Origin of the sequence: Chthoniobacter flavus Ellin428, from assembly GCF_000173075.1 — a bacterium.
GTDB classification, from domain to species: domain Bacteria; phylum Verrucomicrobiota; class Verrucomicrobiia; order Chthoniobacterales; family Chthoniobacteraceae; genus Chthoniobacter; species Chthoniobacter flavus.
This window is the reverse complement of record NZ_ABVL01000002.1, coordinates 226,930-248,348: the sequence shown is the minus strand read 5'-3', so window position 1 is coordinate 248,348 and position 21,419 is coordinate 226,930. Positions and strand designations below refer to the sequence as shown.

The 21,419-nt window shown below is 61.1% G+C and carries 16 protein-coding genes; 9 read left to right on the top strand and 7 right to left on the bottom strand.

The genetic code is table 11. The annotated features are described in order from the left end of the window. The 3 genes from CFE428DRAFT_RS03895 to CFE428DRAFT_RS03885 form a co-directional block, all read right to left on the bottom strand. On the bottom strand, positions 1 to 1,683 hold the full coding sequence (locus CFE428DRAFT_RS03895) for an ATP-binding protein (protein ID WP_006978139.1): 1,683 nt from the start codon (positions 1,681 to 1,683) through the stop codon (positions 1 to 3). A 345-nt stretch (positions 1,684 to 2,028) separates the two neighbouring features. Next, a complete protein-coding gene (locus tag CFE428DRAFT_RS03890) occupies positions 2,029 to 3,105 on the bottom strand; it encodes a Gfo/Idh/MocA family protein (protein WP_006978138.1) in 1,077 nt (358 codons plus the stop codon). A 13-nt stretch (positions 3,106 to 3,118) separates the two neighbouring features. After that, positions 3,119 to 4,102 carry a metallophosphoesterase gene (locus tag CFE428DRAFT_RS03885; protein ID WP_006978137.1) on the bottom strand — a complete coding sequence of 328 codons (984 nt, stop codon included), beginning with the start codon at positions 4,100 to 4,102 and terminating at the stop codon, positions 3,119 to 3,121. A 308-nt stretch (positions 4,103 to 4,410) separates the two neighbouring features. On the opposite strand from CFE428DRAFT_RS03885, the gene CFE428DRAFT_RS03880 reads away from it, so the two are divergent. From CFE428DRAFT_RS03880 to CFE428DRAFT_RS03855, 6 genes are all read left to right on the top strand, one after another. After that, complete coding sequence (locus CFE428DRAFT_RS03880) at positions 4,411 to 9,381, top strand: PVC-type heme-binding CxxCH protein (protein WP_006978136.1); 4,971 nt, start codon at positions 4,411 to 4,413, stop codon at positions 9,379 to 9,381. Positions 9,382 to 9,466: 85 nt separating this feature from the next. Beyond that, entirely contained in the window at positions 9,467 to 10,264 is a 798-nt protein-coding gene (locus CFE428DRAFT_RS03875) for a DUF4339 domain-containing protein (protein WP_006978135.1), read from the top strand. 237 nt (positions 10,265 to 10,501) lie between these two features. Continuing rightward, positions 10,502 to 11,056, top strand: a complete 555-nt coding sequence (locus tag CFE428DRAFT_RS03870; protein ID WP_006978134.1) for a DUF4339 domain-containing protein — start codon at positions 10,502 to 10,504, stop codon at positions 11,054 to 11,056. Next, positions 11,053 to 11,400, top strand: a complete 348-nt coding sequence (locus CFE428DRAFT_RS03865) for a hypothetical protein (RefSeq protein WP_006978133.1) — start codon at positions 11,053 to 11,055, stop codon at positions 11,398 to 11,400. Before CFE428DRAFT_RS03870 ends, CFE428DRAFT_RS03865 begins: the two co-directional genes overlap by 4 nt. Before the next feature lie 24 nt (positions 11,401 to 11,424). Next, positions 11,425 to 12,291 carry an OB-fold protein gene (locus tag CFE428DRAFT_RS03860; protein ID WP_006978132.1) on the top strand — a complete coding sequence of 289 codons (867 nt, stop codon included), beginning with the start codon at positions 11,425 to 11,427 and terminating at the stop codon, positions 12,289 to 12,291. Between the two features lie 36 nt (positions 12,292 to 12,327). Beyond that, positions 12,328 to 14,184, top strand: a complete 1,857-nt coding sequence (locus CFE428DRAFT_RS03855) for an alpha-amylase family protein (protein WP_006978131.1) — start codon at positions 12,328 to 12,330, stop codon at positions 14,182 to 14,184. A gap of 13 nt (positions 14,185 to 14,197) precedes the next feature. Here the strand turns inward: CFE428DRAFT_RS03855 and CFE428DRAFT_RS38695 are convergent, their stop codons facing one another. The 3 genes from CFE428DRAFT_RS38695 to CFE428DRAFT_RS03845 all read right to left on the bottom strand — a co-directional run bounded on the left by CFE428DRAFT_RS38695 (position 14,198) and on the right by CFE428DRAFT_RS03845 (position 16,587). Beyond that, a complete protein-coding gene (locus CFE428DRAFT_RS38695) occupies positions 14,198 to 14,542 on the bottom strand; it encodes a DUF1015 domain-containing protein (RefSeq protein ID WP_006978130.1) in 345 nt (114 codons plus the stop codon). Then, positions 14,493 to 15,419: a DUF1015 domain-containing protein gene (locus tag CFE428DRAFT_RS03850; protein WP_006978129.1), complete on the bottom strand. Its 927-nt coding sequence runs from the start codon at positions 15,417 to 15,419 to the stop codon at positions 14,493 to 14,495. The genes CFE428DRAFT_RS38695 and CFE428DRAFT_RS03850 overlap by 50 nt, the downstream gene beginning before the upstream one ends. Before the next feature lie 124 nt (positions 15,420 to 15,543). Beyond that, positions 15,544 to 16,587 carry an ABC transporter ATP-binding protein gene (locus CFE428DRAFT_RS03845; RefSeq protein ID WP_006978128.1) on the bottom strand — a complete coding sequence of 348 codons (1,044 nt, stop codon included), beginning with the start codon at positions 16,585 to 16,587 and terminating at the stop codon, positions 15,544 to 15,546. A gap of 95 nt (positions 16,588 to 16,682) precedes the next feature. Here CFE428DRAFT_RS03845 and CFE428DRAFT_RS41505 point away from each other — a divergent pair, with 95 nt between their 5' ends. After that, complete coding sequence (locus CFE428DRAFT_RS41505) at positions 16,683 to 17,318, top strand: protoglobin domain-containing protein (RefSeq protein WP_202797348.1); 636 nt, start codon at positions 16,683 to 16,685, stop codon at positions 17,316 to 17,318. Here the strand turns inward: CFE428DRAFT_RS41505 and CFE428DRAFT_RS03835 are convergent. Next, on the bottom strand, positions 17,305 to 17,754 hold the full coding sequence (locus CFE428DRAFT_RS03835) for an SRPBCC family protein (RefSeq protein ID WP_006978125.1): 450 nt from the start codon (positions 17,752 to 17,754) through the stop codon (positions 17,305 to 17,307). The genes CFE428DRAFT_RS41505 and CFE428DRAFT_RS03835 overlap by 14 nt on opposite strands. A gap of 197 nt (positions 17,755 to 17,951) precedes the next feature. Here CFE428DRAFT_RS03835 and ileS point away from each other — a divergent pair, with 197 nt between their 5' ends. After that, a complete protein-coding gene (ileS, locus tag CFE428DRAFT_RS03830) occupies positions 17,952 to 20,762 on the top strand; it encodes an isoleucine--tRNA ligase (RefSeq protein WP_006978124.1) in 2,811 nt (936 codons plus the stop codon). Continuing rightward, positions 20,759 to 21,274 carry a signal peptidase II gene (lspA, locus tag CFE428DRAFT_RS03825; RefSeq protein ID WP_006978123.1) on the top strand — a complete coding sequence of 172 codons (516 nt, stop codon included), beginning with the start codon at positions 20,759 to 20,761 and terminating at the stop codon, positions 21,272 to 21,274. The genes ileS and lspA overlap by 4 nt, the downstream gene beginning before the upstream one ends. Positions 21,275 to 21,419 lie beyond the last annotated feature (145 nt).

The window sequence follows — 21,419 nt, the reverse complement described above, 5'->3', positions numbered from 1 at the left end:
TTATCTGAGGGGAAAGAGAACCGTGGCGACCGCACCGCCTTCCGGCGCATTGGTGAGTTCAAGTCTGCCGCCGTGCAGGTCGACGATCTTGCGCGAAACGGTGAGCCCAAGACCGGTGCCCTGGCCGGTAGGTTTCGTGGTGAAGAAAGGATCGAAAACTTTGTCCAATTGATCCTCGCCGATGCCCGATCCGGTATCGTGCACTTGCACCATGGCGACCGTTTCTTCGCGGCGGAAGCGGTGTCCCGAGCGATCTCCAGCCGCCCAATGCACATCATCGGCCGAGAGCGATTTCAAGGAAGTCGTCACGGTGATCGTGCCGCCTTTTGGCGTGGCGTGGCAGGCGTTGGTGAAAAGGTTGATGAAGACCTGTTCGATCTTCTGGGAATCGACCTGACAAAGCGGCAGATAAGGAGCCAGCCGACGGATGACAACGATCTTCCGATTGATGAATTCGTGCCGCATGAGATGCAGCGCGTGCTCCAGCACCGTGGCCATGCAGCACGGGCGAATGTCCAGTTCCTTCGAGGAGGAATAGTCGAGCAGTCCACTGATGACCGTATTCGCCCGGTTCACGGCTTCTTTCATTTCGCGATGCACCTCTTGCAATGTCTCCGCATCGAAGCTGGGCTGCCTCTCCAGACACCCCAGACCCATTTCGATGATGGCCAGCGGATTCTTCACCTCATGCGCGATGCCCGCGGCCAGATTGCCCACGGATTGCATCTTCTCCGCCTGGATGAGTTGCAATTGGGCCCGCTTCAATTCTTCGTGCGAGCGTGTGAGATCGGCGAGCAGCCCGTGCATTTCCTCGTTTCGAGTGCTGAGTTCGATGGTCCGTTCGGCGATACGCCGCTCGAGATCGGCGTTCAAGACCTTCGTGGCTGCCTGGGCGGCGTTCCGTTCCGCCTCCGCGCGATCGATGCGCCCACCGACGATGTGGGCGAGCTGGCTGATGATCGCGGTGATAACCAATGCGAAGGCCAGCGTGGCGATGGCGGAGACGAGCGCGGGGTTGAATTGCAAGCCCTGCAGCACCTTGGTCTCCAGGTAATCGTGCAGGAGGGTTCCCGCGATGACGAAAGGAAGGAACCAGCGCAGGAGTAGCGAGCCTGCCGAGGGGCCGTTCATGGAGCGCAGCGGCCAGCATTCCGGTCCGGCCGCCGCAATGAGCGAGCATCCAAGGAAGAAGAATGCCACAGCGGTGGAAAGCGCGACCGGGATGATGGTGCCACCATACAGAAAAGGCGTGCCGTGCAGATAGCCGAGCAAGACCACGACGCTGATTGCCGTGACGCTGGCCGCCACCGCACCCGCCGCCGGGCGCAACTTCGGGTGCAACAAACAAAACAGCGCGGAGGCTGCGAGGAGGAAGTTCAGCGCAGTGAGCGGCGCCATGTGACCCTTGCTGACCATGCCGAACTGACCGGGGTGCGAGACGAAAAATTCATCGATGCCGAAGCTGTGGCCGGTCGCGGATTCCAGGAGCTTCGACACCGCCACCAAGCCAACGAAGCCGGCGCAGATGGCCGCGACTTTGCCCAGCCCATTAGTCCGCGCGTAAACGACGACGGCAAAACTCAATACGGTGAAGGCGACGGCCGTGCTCGGCGCCATGGGGATGTAATACGCTCGCAAGCTGGCCAGCGACTCCAACCCGGTGATCCAACCGAACAAGGTCATCACGGCGATTACTGCAGTCGCGAAGCTACATGCCTTGGTGATCCGCTGCCCTGTTGAGGCAGACGCGGTGAACGCTCGGCAGTAGAGCCAACCGATGCTGGCCTTTTGGAGAGCGGAAGTTTGAGCGCGCTGCCTATCGTCTACATTTCCACCGTCACATGTGGGTATCGTAGGGTCCACGCGATCCGTGGAAAGAGATTTTCCGGTCATAGGGACCTCCAGCAACGGAAATTTAAACCCCCCAGACATTTTGCTGGCAAGTGCTATTTTCCGTAAAAATACGGCACCCGCGGTTGACTCGCGGCGACCTGCCCCCAGGAAAAGGCAAGCCGAAATCGATCGACGTTACGTCAGAGGCAGGCCGCAGGCCAGGAGCAAGGTCTCCTGCACAGCGAGATCGTGCTCGGGCGTGAACTCCAGAGCCTTTTCCCCGCGGATGACTTTGGCGAAGTCGGCGAAGTCAGCGTCGTAGCGGCCACCCGCTTTCGGAAATTGGACGTCCTGATACCCCTTCTTGAATTCGCCGTGCGAGGCGTCGAGGGCAAGACGGGCGGCGGGTGGTTCGAGCGGTTGAATCTGGAAGGTGCCCTTGGTGCCGCAGACGATGAAATTGCGGCGGCTGCCACCCTCCACCTCGACCATTGCGCTACGCACGGTGGCGGTGGCGCGCGGATAATCGAATACCGCGAGATCGTTGTCGCTCCAGCCATCGCCAAGTGCGGAGACGCTGCGGTTGTGCGGTGTGACCTTGTCGGGACGGCCGAGCACCGTAATCACGGCATCGATGACGTGGCAGCCGAGCTCGAACATGCTTCCGCCGCGATACGGCAGCAGTCCTTTGCGCTCGTTGGCGCCGATGAGCTTGCTCATCTGGGCGTCGATGGAAAACACCTCGCCGAGCGCGCCTTCGTGGAGCAACCGGAAGCAGAGCACGAAGGCGGGATTGTAGCGGAACATATAGCCCATCTGCACGGTGAGCTTTCGGCGTGTGGCGTCATCCCGCATTGCCTTGAACGCGGGCAGCGATTCGCCACCCGGTTTGTCGAGATGGATGTGTTTGCCCGCGGCGATGCAACGCGTGGCGGTGGGCACGAGGTCTTTGACCTGCGTCTCGACCGCCACGGCCTGCAGGCCCGGCGTGTTGAGCAGTTGCTCCTCGGTCATCCACGGCACGCCTTGATAGGTCGCGCTCTTCTCGGCCTTGGCGCGCAGCTCTGCGTGAGGTTCGACGATGCCGACCACTTCGAAATCTTCCGATTTGCGGATGGTGCCCATCTTGCCCGAGGCATGCGCATGGCCGGTGCCGATCTGGCCGATGCGAATCCTGGCCGGTTGCGCATTTTGCGCCCGGGTCGAGGTGACGATGCCGAGGCTGGTGAGCGTGGAGAGGCGAACGAAATCGCGACGTGGGAGAGGAGACATGAGCGGAGATGGTCTAGCTCAGGAACTCAATCTTCCCGTCCGGCGTCTTGCTGAAGGCATGGACTTGCTTCCGATCCGCGTCGAGGTGCCGCACGGTGAATTTCTCCTTCGTGACCTGGAGATGCGTGAAGCCGTGCACCTTCATGCCGAAGGCGTGATCCGCGGGCTTCACATCGTGCAGGCTCTGGCCGCCGCCGCCGGAGAGAACGAACGAGGTGCGCATTCCCTCGAACTCCATGTGTTGCAGGTCGTGATCATGGCCGCAGAAATAGAAGTCGACACCGTGCTTCTGGAAAAGGCCGCCCCAGTCTTTGATGAGCGCCTCGGTATTGCCGTGGTGGCCGTTGTTGTAAAGCGGGTGGTGGCCCATCACGACCAGCCACCGCGTGGTGCGTGGCCTGGCGAGTTCGGTTTTGAGCCACACGCGTTGCCGGGCGATTTCCTCGGGCGTCAATTGCGAGATGGCGTTCTTGTAATTGCTATCGAGCATCAGGCAGGTCATCACCGGATTTTCCGCCGGCCATTCGACGCGATACCATTTCGCCGGCATGGTCCACCGCGTGCCGGGCCGTGCCTTTTGGTAGGCCAGTTCGGCCGCGACTTTGATGACGGGTTCGTTGTCGTAGTCATGATTGCCGAGGATCGCCCAGCACGGCCCAGGAAATGCCGAGGCGGGATACATGTCCTCAAATTGCGTCTTCCAGCGCGGCGAATCGAGGCCCTCGGGGAAAGAGCCGTAAAAATTGTCGCCCATGAGGAACAGGCCATCCGGCTTGAGATGGAGCCCGGCGGCGTAGCCCTGCATCGCCTTCGCGACCGCGATCTGGTCTTTCCCGCCCGTCCCGAAGTCACCGACCATGAGAAACTGGTGACCGCCGGCGGCAATATTCTCCGCGCGAACAAACGTGGTCCGTGCGCCCAAGGCGAGGGCGGCGCTGAAAAAGAAGGTTTGCTTGAGGGCCTGACGACGGGAGACGGCGTGGGTGGGGGAGTTCATGCGGTCGGGAGAGTTGCTGAATTCAAGCGGCGAGGGGAGAGGAAATTAGCAAAGGCAGAACATCCAACACCCAACCTCGAACATCCAACATCCAATGAAGAAGGCGCCTTCGCCGCGCGCTTGCGCCATTGGATGTTGGGCGTTGGGTGTTCGATGTTGGATGTTCTGTCTTTCTCCCCCCGTGTCGCATTTGCACTGAATTTTGTCGGAAAGAATCTAGCGAGTTGGGCACCATCGGAGTTTCATCTCTATTCGGAAATTTTCCCCAGTCAGGAAATTGTTCCCAGTCGTTTCACTCTCCTATCCCTATGAAAGCGTTCCCCTGCGCTCTTGCCATTCTTGGCCTCTTCGCGTCCGTGGCCGTGGCCGCCGATCCTGTCCTGCACACGTTCAAAAAGCACCAGCTCGATAACCATTTCTGGTGCGAAGGCGCTGCCTTCGGCGACTTCAATCGCGACGGCAAGATGGACATCGTCTCCGGCCCCTACTGGTACGAAGGCCCCGACTTCAAAGTGCGCCACGAGTTCTATCCGGCGGCGCAGACCTTCAAGCGCACCGACGCCGACGGCAAGGAGGAGACCATCCCGGGCTTCGAAGGCGGGCTCGGCACGAAGAATGTCTACTCAGATAACTTCTTCGCTTTCGTCTACGACTTCAACGGCGACGGCTGGCCGGACATTCTCATCTACGGTTTCCCCGGCAAGGACGCCTCGTGGTATGAGAATCCACAGGGCAAGGAAGGCCCGTGGAAAAAGCACACGATCTTCGAAACGGTGGACAACGAGTCGCCGACCTTCGCGGACATCGATGGCGACGGGAAACCGGAGATCATTTGCAACAGCGGCGGTTACTTCGGCTACGCCAAGGCGGACTGGAGCGATCCGACCAAGCCGTGGACGTTCCATCCCATTTCGCCGAAGGGCAATTGGGGCCGCTTCACCCACGGACTCGGCGTGGGCGACGTGAATGGCGATGGCAAGATGGACATCATCGAAGCCGGCGGTTGGTGGGAGCAGCCAGCGTCGCTGGCGGGCGATCCGGTGTGGAAGCATCACGCGGTGAATTTCGGCCCCGGAGCTCAGTTCTACGTCTACGATGTGAACGGCGACGGCCTCCCGGATATCGTCGGCAGCACAGCGGCGCACGGCTACGGCCTCGCCTGGTGGGAGCAGGTGCGGAACAATGGCGAGATCAGCTTCCGAAAACATCTCATCATGGGGGAGAAGCCGGAAGAGAATCGCTATGGCGTGCATTTCTCCCAGCTGCACGCGCTGGAGGTGGCGGACATCGATGGCGACGGTCTCAAGGACATCGTCGTCGGCAAACGCTTTTGGGCGCACGGCAACCACGGCGATCCCGAGCCGAATGCGCCCGCGGTGCTGTATTGGTTCCAACTCGTCCGCCACGGCAAGGATGTCGATTTCGTCCCACATCTGATCGATGACGACTCCGGGGTCGGCACGCAGGTTGTGGTCGGCGATGTCAATGGCGACGGCTTGCCGGACATCGTCGTCGGCAACAAGAAGGGCACCTTCGTCCACCTCCAGGAGAAGAAATCCGTCAGCGCCGAGGAATATGAAAAGGCGCAGCCGAAGGCCAACCCGGCCTTCGTGGAGAATGTGAGTGTTGCGCGAGCGCCGGCGCCGGCTCCCGCGAAGGTGACTGCCTCCTCCAACGCCGCGATGCCGCAGGGTGAACTGCCGCTGGGCAAGGACGGCAAGCCGTTGAATACCGATTTCGAGACCGGCACGCTGAAGGATTGGACCGCCACCGGCGAAGCCTTCAATTACCAACCGATCAAAGGCGAAATCGACCAACACCGGATCAATGGCAACGGCAAACACGCCAGCCCGCAGGGCGACTATTGGATCGGCGGTTACGAGAAGTTGCTCGACAAACCGCACGGCACGCTGACCTCCGTGCCATTCAAGGTCACGCATTCGTGGGCGGCGTTCCGCCTTGGTGGCGGCAATCTGCCGGGCACGCGTGTGGAATTGGTGAAAGCGGAGACCAACGAAGTCTTCTTCACCGCGCGCGGACAGGATTCCGAGACGATGCTCCCGGTGGTCGTCGACCTTCAGTCGCTGAAGGACAAGGAGATCTTCATTCGCATCGTCGATGAGGAAAGCGGCGGCTGGGGCCACGTGAATTTCGACGATTTCCGTTTCTACAAGGAGAAGCCGGATTTCGGAAATTACGCGGCGCTCGTCAATGCGACGACCGAAGCGCCGGGCCTTCCGAAGGATATCTACAAATTCGCCGGCCTCCCACCGGAGCAGGCCCCGAAGGAGATGACGCTGCCGCCGGGCTTCAAGGCGACCCTTTTCGCCGGCGAACCCGATGTGATGCAACCGATCGCCTTTGCCATCGATGACCGCGGCCGCATCTGGGTTGCGGAAGGCTACACCTATCCGCGCCGTATCGGCACGCCGCCGAAGGATGATCACGCACCGGGCACCGATCGCACCAAGCCGACCGAGACGCAGCTCAAAGACATTTTCGGCGGCCACGACCGCATCCTGTGCTTCGAGGACACAAACGGGGACGGCAAGTTCGACAAACGCACGGTCTTCGCCGAGGGGCTCAACCTGGTCAGCGGGCTCGAAGTTGGCTTTGGCGGCGTCTGGGTCGGTGCCTCGCCGTATTTCATGTATATCCCGCTGCAGGATGGCGACACGCCGAAGGCGGCTGGTCCCCCGCAAATCCTGCTCGACGGCTGGGGCTACGGCGACACCCACGAGACGCTCAATACCTTCAACTGGGGCCCTGATGGCTGGTTGTATGGCTGCCACGGCGTCTTCACGCAGAGCGTGGTGGGCAAGCCGGGCACCGAAGAGAATGACCGCACGCGCATCAACGCAGGCGTGTGGCGTTATCATCCGGTGCGGCATCAGTTCGAGGTCTTCGCTGAGGGGACGAGCAATCCGTGGGGCATCGATTTCAACCAGTACGGCCATTGCATCACCGAGGCCTGCGTCATCCCGCATTTGTGGAATCTTTTCCCGGGCGGCCACTTCATGCGACAGGCCGGCCAGCACTTCAACCCGAACCTCTACGACGATATCAAGACCATCGCCGATCACGTGCATTACGCGAGCAAGACGCCGCACGCCGGCAACGGCAAAAGTGACGCCGCGGGTGGCGGACACGCTCACGCCGGGATGATGGTCTACCAGGGCGGAAGCTGGCCGGAAAAATACTACGGCCAGACGTTCATGAACAACATTCACGGTGCGCGCATCAACGAGGATACGCTGGAGAAAAGCGGCAGCGGCTACATCGGCCATCACGCGCCGGACTTCATCCTCTTCAATGACTCGTGGTCGCAGATCGTGAACCTGCAGTACGACCAGGACGGCTCCTGCTTCATGATCGACTGGTACGACAAACAGCAGTGCCATAACGCCAACCCCGACGTCCACGACCGCAGCAACGGCCGCATCTTCAAGATCACCTATGGCGATACGAAAACGACCAAGGTGGACATGAAGAAGAAGACCGACGACGAGCTGGTGATGGCATTGCTCGACGACCACGAATGGATGAGCCGTCACGCGCGGCGCATTCTCGAGGAGCGCGCCGCAGCTGGAAAGCTCACCCCGGCGGCCCGCCAAAAACTGCGCGATCTGCTCGGACTCGACGGCAAGATGCTGGTCATGAAGCTGAAGGGCGGGTATCACGGCGTCTCCAGCACCGAGGGACAACTCCGGTTGCTTTGGGCGTTGCACGTCGTCGATGGATTGAAGGACGAGGACACGCTCAAGCTGCTCAAGAGCGAGGATCAATACGTTCGCTCGTGGGCGATTCAGCTCGCCTGCGAGAAGGGCCAGCCTTCGGACAAGATCGTGCAGGCCTTTGGCGATCTCGCGCACAAGGATCCCTCGCCGATCGTCCGTCTCTCTCTCGACGGCGCCGCGCAGCGCATCGCGCCCGCGCAGCGCTGGGATATCGTGGCCGCGATCCATCAGCACGGCGAAGACGCCGGGGACCACAATCTGCCGCTCATGGCGTGGTACGCGCTCGAACCCATGGCCACGGCCGATTTGCATCGCGCCTTGGAGATCGGTGTGGAATCCAAACTCCCGCGCACGCTGGAATTTACCGCCCGCCGTATCGCCACGATCGGCACGCCGGAAGCGCTTGGCGCCCTGGCGGAATTGCTGCCGAAGCTCGATGAGGAATCGCGCCAGCTCGCGGTGCTCAATGGCATCACCGCCGCGCTGAAGGGCCAGCGCACCGTCCCTCTGCCCGCCGGTTGGCCAGCGGTCGAGGCGAAATTTAGCCAGAGCAAAAATACCGAGGTGCGCGGGCTTACCGATGCCTTGTCACTCACGTTCGGCAGCACGCGAGCCTTGGACGCCACACGCAAGATTGTGGTCAATCCGAGCGCCAGCGAAAGCGACCGCCACCGCGCGCTCGACGCGCTATTGGGCGTCAAGGACAAGGAACTGCCGCCCGTGTTGTTCGAGCTCTTGAAGGACGAAGCGCTGCGGGCACCGGCCATCCGTGGGCTCGCCGCCTATGCCGATCCCAAGACACCCGAAGCGCTCCTCGGGATCTATCCGAATCTTCCGGTCGCCGAGAAGCGGGACATCCTGCTCACGCTGGTCTCGCGGGCGACCTTTGCCAAAGCGCTCCTCACGGCCATCGCCGACAATCGCCTCTCAGCCAGGGATATCTCCGCGGATATTGCCCGGCAGATCCGCGGCCTGAATCAGCCAGACCTCACGCAGGAACTGGAAAAGGTCTGGGGCACCTCGCGCGAGACTCCTGCGGACAAACTCGCCGCGCAGGCCAAATACAAGGCGCTGATCGAAAACAAAAACCTGCCCGCACCCGATCCCGGTCACGGCCGCACGATCTTCACCCAGACTTGCGGCGTGTGCCACACGCTCTTCGGCAGCGGCGGGAAGATCGGCCCCGATCTCACCGGCTCGAACCGCGCCGATCTCGATTACCTGCTGCACAACATCATCGATCCGAACGCGGAAATCCCGAACGCTTATCGCACCACGGTCATGGAGTTGAAAGACGGCCGCACGCTCGTCGGCATCGCCAATCAGCAGGATCCGAAAGTCGTCAGCATCGTGATGCCCAACGAATCGCTCACCATCCCGCGCGATGAGATCAAGAGTATCAACACCCTGGAGACTTCGATGATGCCCGAGGGACTGCTCACACCATGGAGCGATCACGACATCCGTGACCTCGTGTCCTATCTGCGCAGCCCGACCCAGGTCCCGCTGCCGCCGGGACCGAGTGCGCAACTCACGAAGTAAAGCCCGACTCTTTTGCCGCTCGCGCGAAACAGCGCTTGCTATTCGGCGGGCGGAACGAAACTCTCCCGCGTTCTGGAGCCAAAGTATGAACTGGTATTACGTGAACGGAAAAGATCGCCTGGGACCCGTGGATGACGCGGAGCTTCAGCGTCTCTCGCAACAGAATGTCGTTCGGGGCGACACCCTCGTGTGGCGCGATGGCATGGCTGGTTGGCAACCGCACCGCGACGTTGCCGTGGCCACCATTCCCACGGCGGCGGGCAGCGTCGTCTGCGCCGCCTGCGGCCGCACGGTGTCCGATGCCGAAAGCTTCACGCTCAGCGGACTGACGTATTGTGCAGGCTGCAAGCCGCAGGTCATGCAGCGCGTCATCGAAGGCCAGGCCCTTCCCGCCGGCGATGCCGAGGAATTGCGCAAGGCGCACATCAAGCACGAGGCCTCGGTGAAATCCATCGGCCTGCTCTACTATATCGGCGGCGTGGCTCTCGCCCTCCTGGGATTGACCCAGATATTGACTGTCCTGAGCGGCAAGGGCCAGCCAACGGGGCTGGTTCTCGGCGTGGTGTTCATCATCATGTCGGTCTTGGAGTTCATCGGCGGCACAGGCATTCGCCGGTTGCGTCCTTGGTCGCGTGTTGTCGTTGGGATCGTCTCGGGCCTCGGCCTCCTCGGCTTTCCCGTTGGCACGCTCATCAACGCCTACATCCTCTATCTCGTCTTTTCGAAGAAGGGCGCGATGCTCTTCACGCCCGAATACCACGCCGCCATTGCGAAGACGCCGCACGTCCGCTACCGCACTTCGATCATCGTGTGGATATTGCTTGGCTTCATCCTCCTGCTGATCGTGATCGGGCTCACCGCGGTGCTCTTCAGCAAGCACTAGGCTAAATCGACCCCGGCTTCCGCCCCTCGGAACGCCAGGCCACGAATGCGCCGGCCACCATCAAAGGCGCCGAGGGCCTGAAGAGGCTACGGGGCCGTCGGTGGCGTCCGCTGGATCTGGCTGGGCAACGGAAAGCGGTAAAAATTTCGCCCGAAATCACGAGAGGGTTGCCGACTTACGCGATTTCCGGTAGCCCGGTCGGAAATTCTCCCTCATAGTGAACGGTCTTTTTGTTTGATGATCTCACCCGAGATTTTCTATTTGCACATCCATGGCGAACAGCGCGGTCCTTACACGATTCCGCAGATCGACCATTTGCTGAATTCCGGCCTGATCGCCGAGGAGACTCTCTATTGGCGTGAAGGGCTCGAGCAGTGGCAGCCCGTGACGAGCCTCGTAAAACTGCGCCGGCGCGCCAACCCGTGGCTCAAGCGGGTCATCATCCTCGGCTTCCTGCTGGTGCTCGGTTTCCTGATTCAGTTCTTCGGCTCCGTTGCCATGATGGGCTGGCGGGAGGCCAGCCAGCATGAATACACCGCTCAAGCGGCTTACTGGCGGGCACGCGGCATCGTGCGCAATGAAGCGCTGCCGCCGGCCGCCGTGGTGGACTTCAGCGATTTCGGAGACTCCCATGTCGACTTGCAGTTGCCGCAGATGGCCGCCGTGCGATTGCAGGGAGAAGTCGTGGAGCATACCGGTCAGGTGCGCACGGTGACGTGGGTCGTTTACATGCAGTACGACGCGAAGGGCCGTGAATGGAACGGCGGCCCCCCCCAGGAGACCGCGCCATGAAGCGAGCACTGCCTTTGACTCTTTCCCTGATCGTCCTCGGTTTTACCCTCGCCGGATGCGAGAAGCCGGCCGACTCTGGCGCGGAGACACCCGCCGGGGAAATGAAAAACGGCCACCCCGTCGTTCATGCTCCCCCGGTCGAAACGCACCCCTTCGAAGACGGCTACAAAGCCGGCTACGATTACGGCAGGGAGCATGCCAGGAAGCATGATCCCCTCCCGACCGACGAGCAGAGCGCCGACGTCGCCCGCCAGCAAGCGGCCGGCCAGTCAGACCGCTGGGAGCGCGGCTTCGCCGAAGGCTATGCCGACGGCGTGCGCAATGTCGTGACTGGCAAAAAATAATCAGGCACAAGTTCAATCCCTCTCATGTTTCCCTCCCGTCTCCTCGCCATTCTTTCCATCCTCTTCTTGAGCCAGGTCTGCCTCATGGCCCAGGTCACCTTGACTCCCGCGGAGGCCGAAGCGCAGAAGTGCGAGGATCGGATCGCCAGTGTGCGCCGCGATATCTTCGGCAAATACGACGATCAGTTGGGCGAGCTTCTGATCAACATGGAAAAGGCCGCCGACCTCGAGGGCGCGCTGGCGGTGCGGGCCGAGCGCCAGCGCCTGGCCGCGGAGCAGGATCTCAGCGAAGCCAGCCTCGTCTCCGAACCGAAGGCGCTGCGCGCTCTGCAATCGCAGACGATCACGCGGGTGCACGATCTCGTCTCGCAACTCATTCAGGAGACCATGCCGCGGCTCGTCGAGTTCAAGAAGCAACTGACCATGGCGGGCAAACTCGATGAAGCGGTGAACGTCCGCACGGCCATCGAACGCCTGCAAAATTCACATCTGCCGACGACCAAGGCCGACGCCAGCACGGCGGTGCCGGTCGAGACGCTGCTCCTCGCCTACGGCGGTGACCGGGCGCGGGCCGACAAGATCTACAAGGGCCAGAAGTTCATCGTGCATGGCGTGGTGGGCGGCTATCGCCCGGATCCGGCGGATGCGAAGACCTACCAGGTCTATCTCTCGGGCAGCACTGGCAATGGTTGGGTGGTGTGTGCGTTCTCCGCGCCGGAGTTTCATTTTCGCGAGGAAAAGGGCGCGTTTGGCGCGCTCACGCTCGTGATGCTGAACCGGGAAGGGGATACCATCGCGCGGCTCCAGAAGGGGCAGACCGTGGATGTCCGCGGCCGTTGCGATGGGTTTGACGACGTCGTCCGCATGGAGAAGTGCGACCAGATCAAGTGAGTTCGGATCGGGATTGAACCGAGTTTCCGAATAAAGATGACAAGGATCGCGCGCTTCCGTTGGCTGACCACGCTCGCATTGCTGACCGCGGCAACGGGATGGGCCGCGGAGCCGGAAAAGTCGTGGGTGACGACGTGGATCGCGCGGATGATTGACGAAGTTCCGTTCATCAACGGCGGGTTGAATATCCCGTCGTTCACGAATACGAACAACCGGGGCACGATCACCCAGCAAACGGTTCCTGGGATCACGCATATGGAGGCGTATCTCTACTGGCGCTATCTCGAGCCGGAAAAGAACCAGTGGAATGGCCGCGAACTCGAGGAGATGCTGGCGCTCTGCCAGTCGCGGGATCTGAAGATGCTGGTTCTGCCGTGGGTGATGTATGCGCCGGAGTGGTTCAAGAAAACCGCGGATTTCCAACCCTTGGTGGAAATGAAGACCGGGCATTCCGTCGACATGCTGTCACCGTGGGCGCCCGGAACACTGGTCGCCTTCGACCACTTTTATGCTGAACTGGCGAAGCGCTACAAAAGCCAGATCGGCATCATCAAGCTCGGCTATCCGGGCTCGGATTTTGGGGAAGTCGGCCTGACGGTGGGCAGCAAGGCATTTCTGCCCGGCGGGAATTTTGCCGAGCGTATTCCGCAGGATCCGGAGAACTGGAAGCGCGGGTATTGGTGTGGTGATCCGGCGGCGCGGGCGGATTTCCGGGAGCGGATGTTGAGCAAGTATGGCGGGAGCCTGGAGAAACTGAACGCGGCCTGGAAAACGCAATTTGCTTCGACGGATGCCATTGAGTTTCCCGATCCGGATCATCGCGCCGACTCGACCATCCGATGGTTGGATTTCATCACGTGGCTGCGCGAGAGCCAGACGCGCAACATGGTGAAGCTGTTGCGGGTCATTCGGAAGCATTTCCCGGAGACCTTGCTCGATATTCCTCTTGGGTTCGGCAGCGACCTGCCGAGTGATGCCTGCGATCGCACGGCGATCTGCCGGGCCGCGGCCGAGTTCAAGCCGATCAATGTTCGATCGACCCACGGCAGCGTCAATCGCGAGCGCATTCCGCGGGCTTATTGGTTCTACAAGCGGATGGCGCCTGTCTGCCACGATTACGGCATTGGTTTCGGCACGGAGCCGCCAGGCGGAAATCTCACCACGGAGGAATTGTTGCGCCAGTATTTCGAAGACGCCAGCGCGGGCGCGAATTTCATCTTCCACTACTTCCAGAACTATCACCGCCGTCCCAATGTCGTCGGTGATTACAAACGAATCCTACGGCCGCAGGAACGATCGCTGGTGGATATCGGTGTGCTGTATCCGACGACGCAGATGATCCTCGACATGAGCCCCGCACCGGAGGGGCAGTGGCAATTCTGCGCCGAGGGGCGGGAGTTTTTCGATTACGATCTGGTCGACGAGAACATGGTCGAGTGGGGGTTGCTCAAAAACTACAAGGTGCTCGTCCACACGAGTGGAAAGGTGCTCCCAGAGTCGACGCTCGCGGCGATTTCGAAATGGCTGGAAGCCGGTGGAATTCTCATTACCCGCGGTGAACCGAAGTGGCAGACACCCGCTGGGCAGGCGAGTGCGGTGAGCGGCTGGGTTGCGCAGGAAGAAACGATGAAAGACGCGCTACCCGCGGTGCGGGCTTACCGTGTGGGCAAAGGCCGGCTCTACGTGGCAGCGGTCGCGAAAATTCCCGAATACTTGACCAGAGTGGACGCGATTCTTGACGCACAAACGGTCCCGCTGCACGGCTTCAATCGCAACCACGATGGAAAATATGTGACTGATTTTCCGGATGGACGTCTGCTCTTCAACCCACAGACGCGGGAGACGGTATTTATTGCGCCAGGAGCGCCGCCAATGCCGATTATTTCGCGGTAGAAAGTCAGCTTGCCTAAAACGTGTGGATGAATAGCCCCGAGCGAAGCTTGGGCTCAAACCACGTGCTCTTGGGTGGCATGATTTGATTCGCGTCGGCGATGGCCATGAGTTGCTCGACGGTTGTCGGATACATGGAGAAGGCCACGGCGGCTTTGCCTGAATCAACCAGCTTCACGAGTTCATCCGTGCCGCGGATACCACCGATGAAGTCGATGCGCTTGCTCGTGCGCGGGTCATCGATGCCGAGCAGCGGCGCGAGCAGGCGATCCTGCAGGCCGGTGACGTCGAGTTGCGAAATGGGATCGGCATCAGCCGCCGGCTGCCAGGCGAGATCGTACCACTGCTGGTCGAGATACATGCGGACTTCGCCGGGACGCAACGGAGTGGGGGAGCCATTCGGCACGAGCTTGAAGGTGCGGGCCGACGGCTTCGAGGAACGCTTCCTTGGAATGGCCGTTCAGGTCCTTCACCGCCCGGTTGTAGGGCAGAATCTGGAGCTGGCTCGCGGGGAAGAGCACGGCGAGGAACCAGTTGTATTCCTCATTGCCCGTGTGCGCGGGATTCGCCTCCCGCCGTTCGCGGCCCACCCGGACGGCGCTGGCCGTGCGGTGATGGCCATCCGCGACATAGGACACCGGCACCTGCGCGAAGGCATCGACGAAAGCCTTCGCCCCCGGCACGCGCCATACGGTGTGCTGGATGCCATCCGGTGCGGTGAAATCATAAAGCGGCGCGTCCTTTTGCACGGCGGCCACGAGCTGATCGATCGCCGCGGAATCGCGATAGGTGAGGAACACCGGACCGGTATCCGCACTCAGGGTGCCGATGAGCCGCGTGCGATCGTCTTCCTTATCGCGACGCGTTTTTTCGTGCTTCTTGATGATGTCGTTCTCGTAATCCTCGATATGGCACACGGTGGCCACGCCGACTTGCACATGCTTGCCCATGCGCTGCTGGTAAAGATAGATGCACGGCTCCGTCTCGCGGATCAGCGCGCCTTCGTCCTGCAGTCCGAGGAAATTTTGCCGCGCCTTTTCATAGACTGCGGCGGAATACGGATCGGTCTCCGGCGGCAGATCGATCTCCGCGCGATCCACGTGCAGCAGGCTCTGCGGATGGCCAGCGGCCAGCGCAGCGGATTCCTCCCGGTCGACGACGTCGTACGGGACGCAGGCGACTTCGGCGACGAGGGGCGGAGTAGGACGGAGGCCTTGGAAAGCTTTGATGCGGAGCATAAGGGGCAAGAGGAAAAGGGATGCGGGCGGGGGTGGGCAAGCTAGGAAAATGGCAGAACATCCAACATCCAACGCCCAACATCGAACATCCCATGATGCCAGCGAGCGGCGGCGGCAGGTCTGCTCATTGGATGTTGGGTGTTGGATGTTGAGTGTTGGATGTTTTCCCCTGGGATATTTTTCCCGCAGTAACGCCTTCCTGTTCGTGGAAGAGTTGCCGGATCACTTCTTCGACCGGCGGTTCCTCAACATTGAGGTCGGTCACCTTGCACGCGCCAAGCACCTCGCGGCAGGTCTCCGCGACCTTGCCGCGCGGGACCTTGAGCCGGATGCTGCCCGGAGTGCGCTCGACGATTTCGCCGAGGCCGGCGAAGTCGCAGTCCACGCCGTTGGCGAAGGAGAGGCCGACGATCTTGTGCGTGGCGAAACGGTCGATGATAGCGCTCAGCGGGCCATCGAAGAAAATGCGGCCGTTGTCGATGATGATGACGCGGGCGCACAGTTCCTCGATGTCCTGCATGTAGTGGCTCGTGAGCATCGTCACGATCTTTCGATCTCCATTGTAGTGGCGGAGGAATTCGCGAACCTTTTTCTGCGAAGTTACGTCGAGGCCGATGGTCGGCTCATCGAGGAAAAGGACACGCGGCGAGTGCAGCAGCGCAGCGATGAGCTCCATCTTCATGCGCTCGCCGAGCGAAAGTTCGCGGACCATCACGTCGAGCTTGTCGGCGCAATCGAGCAACTCCGTAAGTTCGCCGACGATCTTCGTAAAGCTCCCCCGTTCGATGCCGTAGATGGCGCGGTTCAGCTCCAGCGATTCCCGCGCCGGTAGATCCCACCAGAGCGCATTCTTCTGGCCCATGAGCAGGGAGAATTGGCGCTTCATCGCGTCCTTGCGCTCCCAAGGGGTGAAACCCAGCACCTGGGCCGTGCCCGAGGTGGGATTGAGCAGCCCGGAGAGCATCTTCAGCACGGTGGTCTTGCCCGCGCCATTCGGGCCGAGAAAGCCGACAAATTCTCCTTCCTCGATGGAAAACGTCACCCCATCCGCCGCGCGCACTTCCTGGTAGTCACGCTTGCCGAGCCCCTTTACGGCGCCCCATAGCCCCGGCGCCTTCTTGTAGGTGCGATAAACTTTCGTCAGTTCCTTGGTCTCGATGGCGCTCATGCGGGCGGCGACTCTGCCTCACCACTCGTCGCGACGCAAACGCAACGGTACAATCATGCAACCGGAGGCGCAGAGAAGAACGAAGCCGGTAGATCATGAAACAGCGCACCGCAGCAGACATCCCGGGATACGACTATGGCACCCACCGTGTGGCCGTTTCGCCCGTAAGCATGGAGGAATTCGCTCAGTTAAAAGCGACGGCGGATTTCACCGAGGAGGATGAGCGCTACCTGAAGATGGCTGGTGAAGTGCTGTCCGATCAGGCGGAGGCGATGGTCAACGTCTGGCGCGAGCGAATCGGGGCACAGGAATATCTCGCCCGAGTATTTTTCGGTCCCGATGGAAAGCCCGATGATCGCTACAAGGCAGCGGTGAAGCGACGTTTCGTGCAGTGGGTCGTTGACCTCTGCACGCGGCCCTTCGATCAGGCGTGGCTGGATTACCAGGAAGAGATCGCCCTGCGGCATCTGCCCGAGAAAAAAAAACCAGACCGATCATGCGGAAACACCGCCCGTGGTTCCGCTGCGTTATCTCGTGGGATTCGTGGCGCCGGTCGTAACTACGACCCGGGATTTCCTCGGCAAGCGCGGCCATTCCGGCGCGCAAATCGAGAAAATGCACCGCGCGTGGACCAAGGCGGTCCTGCTCACTGTCGCCCTTTGGACTCGGCCCTACTCCAAAGAAGGGGTGTGGTAAGCGCCGCCCGTGGCACCGTGGTTAGTTGGCCTTGATCGTCTTGCCTGCTTCCACCAGCGCCTTGAAGCGCTCCATATTCCGCTGCAGCCGCTCCCGGACCTGCTTCTGGTTGTGCCAGCCCGTTTCTGGGTTGTAGCGCATTTTCAGAGTCACTTCTGTCCGCCCGGCAGCAGCCAATTGGAAACACGCCACGCCTGAACAGTCCGGACCATCAATGGTCCGCCAAGCCATGCGGCGCTCCGGAATGCGCAACGTCAGCTCGCACAGCGAGTGGTAAAATTCTCCGTCGTTTTCGGATTTCAGGCTGAATTTCTTCTCGTCCAGCCAACGAATCTCCCGCACGCCTTCCATGAAAGAGGGAAATTCCTCTACGCGACACCACCGCTCAAAGACTTCCCCGATCGGAGCTTCAATCTCGACCGTGGAATCGATGGAAATAAAGGGGCCTGGTGTCGGTAGTTTTTGTTCCATGCAGACAAAAAATTGTTCCACACAATCAAATCCAATATTGGCTCCAAAACAACCGGAATTGCGGCGAATTCAGCCACAATAGGATGATTCAGTGGCGTTCCGGGGGGAATTTTCGGGTTCTACGCCAGTGTGCCACCACGCCCATTGACCGCCACGCCGCGCACGCGTAGGCTCGCCGCCCTTTTCTACCGCCGCCAATGAATTACAAAGATACCCTCCACCTGCCGAAGACGGATTTCCCGATGAAGGCAGACCTCGTCACCCGCGAGCCGGAGCGGCTGAAAATTTGGGAAGAGCAGGGGCTCTACGGGCAGATTCAGGACACACGTAAAGACGCACCGCTGTTCGTCTTGCACGACGGTCCGCCCTTTGCCAACGGCGATGTCCACATGGGCACGGCGTTGAACAAAGTGCTCAAGGACCTCATCGTAAAATCGAAGACCATGGCCGGCTTCCGTGCACCGTTTGTGCCGGGCTGGGACTGCCACGGCTTGCCGATCGAATTCAAGGTGGTGAAGGAATCGCGCGGTCTTTCACCCGTAGAAGTGCGCCGCAAGAGCGAGGAATACGCCCGTAAATTCATCGACATCCAGCGCGGCCAATTCAAGCGTCTCGGCGTCTTCGGCACCTGGGCCGACCCGTATCTCACGCTCGCGCACGGCTATGAGGCCGAGATCATCCGCGCCTTTGCGAAGTTCGTGGAGAAGGGCCTCGTCTATCAATCGAAGAAACCCGTCTACTGGAGCACCGGTGCGCAGACCGCGCTCGCCGAAGCGGAGGTGGAATACGCCGACCGCACGGACCCGGCGATCTACGTCAAGTTCCCGCTCGTCACCGGCGACCTCGCCGGCAAAGCGAACATGGTGATCTGGACGACGACGCCCTGGACGCTCCCGGCCAATGTCGCCATTGCCGTCTCCGCGAAGCAGGAATACGTGCTCGTGACGCTCGGCCGCGATGGCTGGGCGGAGGACTTCTTCGTGGCGCGTCCGTTGCTCGAAAGCTTCACCAGAGAGGCGGAACTGCAAGTTTACGGCGAAGTCGCCACCGTCACCGGCGAGCAACTCGCCGGGCTCGAAGCGCAGCATCCTTTCCTCGATCGCAAGTCGCGCATCATCACCGCCGATTTCGTGACCATGGATAGCGGCACTGGCCAGGTGCACGTGGCGCCCGGTCACGGCGCGGACGACTACATCGCGGGCAAGCAGCACGGCCTGCCGATCCTTTCGCCCGTGGACGATGCGGGCAAGCTGACCGAAGAAGCCGGCATGCCCGCATGGACCGGCAAATACGTCTTCGACGCGAATGCTGACGTCGTCGCGCACCTGCGCTCGATCAAGGCACTGCTCGGCGAACAGAAATACCTGCACAGCTATCCCCATTGCTGGCGCTCGAAGACGCCCGTCGTCTTCCGTGCGGTGGAACAATTCTTCATCAAGATCGACGCGCTGCGCGCCGATGCGCTCAAGGCCATCGATGGCGTGACGTGGCTTCCGCATTGGGGCCGCAACCGCATCTACGGCACCGTCGAGTCGCGCCCGGACTGGTGCATCTCGCGCCAGCGCACTTGGGGTGTGCCGCTTCCGGTCTTTTACGACGCCAGCGGCCAGCCGATCCTCGACGCCGCGCTCGCCCGCAAGGTGGCTGACCTCGTTGATCAACACGGGACAAACCTTTGGTTTGAGAAGAACGACGCCGAATGGGCGCAGATGCTCGGTCTGCCGGCCGGCACCACGCGCCGCAGCGACACGCTCGACGTGTGGATCGATTCCGGCGTCTCGCATACCGCCGTCACGGCGAAGCGTCCTGAACTCGGCGGTTCGCCGATCGCGGACGTCTACATCGAAGCGACCGACCAGCATCGCGGCTGGTTCCAGTCGTCGCTCATGACGAGCATCGCGCTTTACGGCCAGGCGCCGTACAAGTCTGTGATCACGCACGGCTTCGTGGTCGACAAGGACTCGCGCAAGAAGGTCTCGAAGTCCGAGCAGGGCACCTATGCGAAGCCGATGAATGCCGAGCATTTCGTCGGTAAATACGGCGCCGACATTGTCCGCCTCTGGGCATCGAGCGTCGACTACCAGAACGAGGTGCCGTTCTCCGAAGAGAGTTTCAAGGGACTCACCGATGCCTATCGCAGCTTCCGCAACATCCTACGCATCCTTCTGGCGAATCTCTTCGACTTCGACTCCGCGCAGCATGCCGTGGAGTTTCGTCCACTCGGCGAGACCGGCGGTGTGGCGGCATGGACGCGCGGCCCTTCCGGCGAAGCCATCCGCGGCACGATCATCGACCGTTGGGTGCTCTCACGCTTGCAGGAAGTCACCGAGACCTGCCGCAAGGCGTATGCGGAATACGATTTCCGCAAGGTTTTCCAGACGTTGAATCAATTCGTGACTGTCGACATCAGCGCGCTCTATGTCGACATCACCAAGGACCGCCTTTACTGCGACGCCGCGAACAGCCCACGCCGCCGCGTCACGCAGACGGTGATGGCTCGTGTGCTCGATAGCCTTGCGCGCCTCCTCGCGCCGATCCTCGTCTTCACCGCGGATGAGGCCTGGCAATTTGCGGGCCGGAAAACCTCCGTGCATCTGGAGCAATTCCCCGAGCCGGATGCGGTGCTGCGCGACACCGCGCTCGAAGCGCAGATGGAGCAGTTGCTCGGCCTGCGCGGCAAGATCGGCCAGGCGGTGGAAGGCGCTCGCGCGGAGAAATTGATCGGCAACGCCCTCGAAGGCGCCGTCACCCTGCAGATCGCCGACCAGTCGCTCTACGATCAACTCAACGGCCGTGAAGCCGAACTCGAAGAACTCTTCATCCTCAGTGACCTCACCATCGCCGTGGGCGGCGAAAATAGCGCCCGAGTCATCCGCACCACGCGACAGAAGTGTGCGCGTTGCTGGCGGCATCGGAAAGACGTCGGTGCCAGGCCGGCGCATCCCGAGTTGTGCGAACGCTGCGCGGACGTGGTGGAAGACGTCGCCAAAAAGACGGTGGTCTCGTGAAATTCCTCGCTTCCATCGCTCTGCCGCTCTACGCGCTCGATCAGGCCACCAAGCTGTGGATCGTGAATCACTTCGAGCTGCACGAACAGCGGACGGTGATCTCGAATTTCTTCGATCTCGTCTACTACTCGAACACCGGCGCGGCTTTCAGCGCGCTCACCGGGAAAAACACCTTCTTCATCCTGATTTCCATCGTCGCATTGGTCGCGCTGCTGGTGTTCTACAAAAAGGGTGCCTTCAAGGATCGGCCGTCACGCTGGGCTTCAGCCTTGCTCTGCGCCGGCATCCTCGGAAATCTCACTGACCGGATCGTCCACGGCCACGTCGTCGATTTTTTGCTCTTCAATCTGCACGTGCGTTATGCGGATCCGTGGCCGGCGTTCAATGTTGCCGATAGCTGCATTTGCATCGCTACTGGGCTGTTCATCATTTCCGCGATGTTTGACCGCAAGCCAGAGGCCGCTACGCCGCAGGAATCGCCGGACGAAGCGAGCAAGAGCGACGGGAAATAGGTAAACGCGCGAGAGCGACCATCGGAGGGATGCGCTCCTGCGCGTTCCCCATTTTAAGGTTGAGTTTCCGAATTCGGAAAAGTGAGCCATTGACGCTTGCGTTCACTCCAAAACGCTGCCGCGCCGTGCCTCGCCAAAGGTAGTT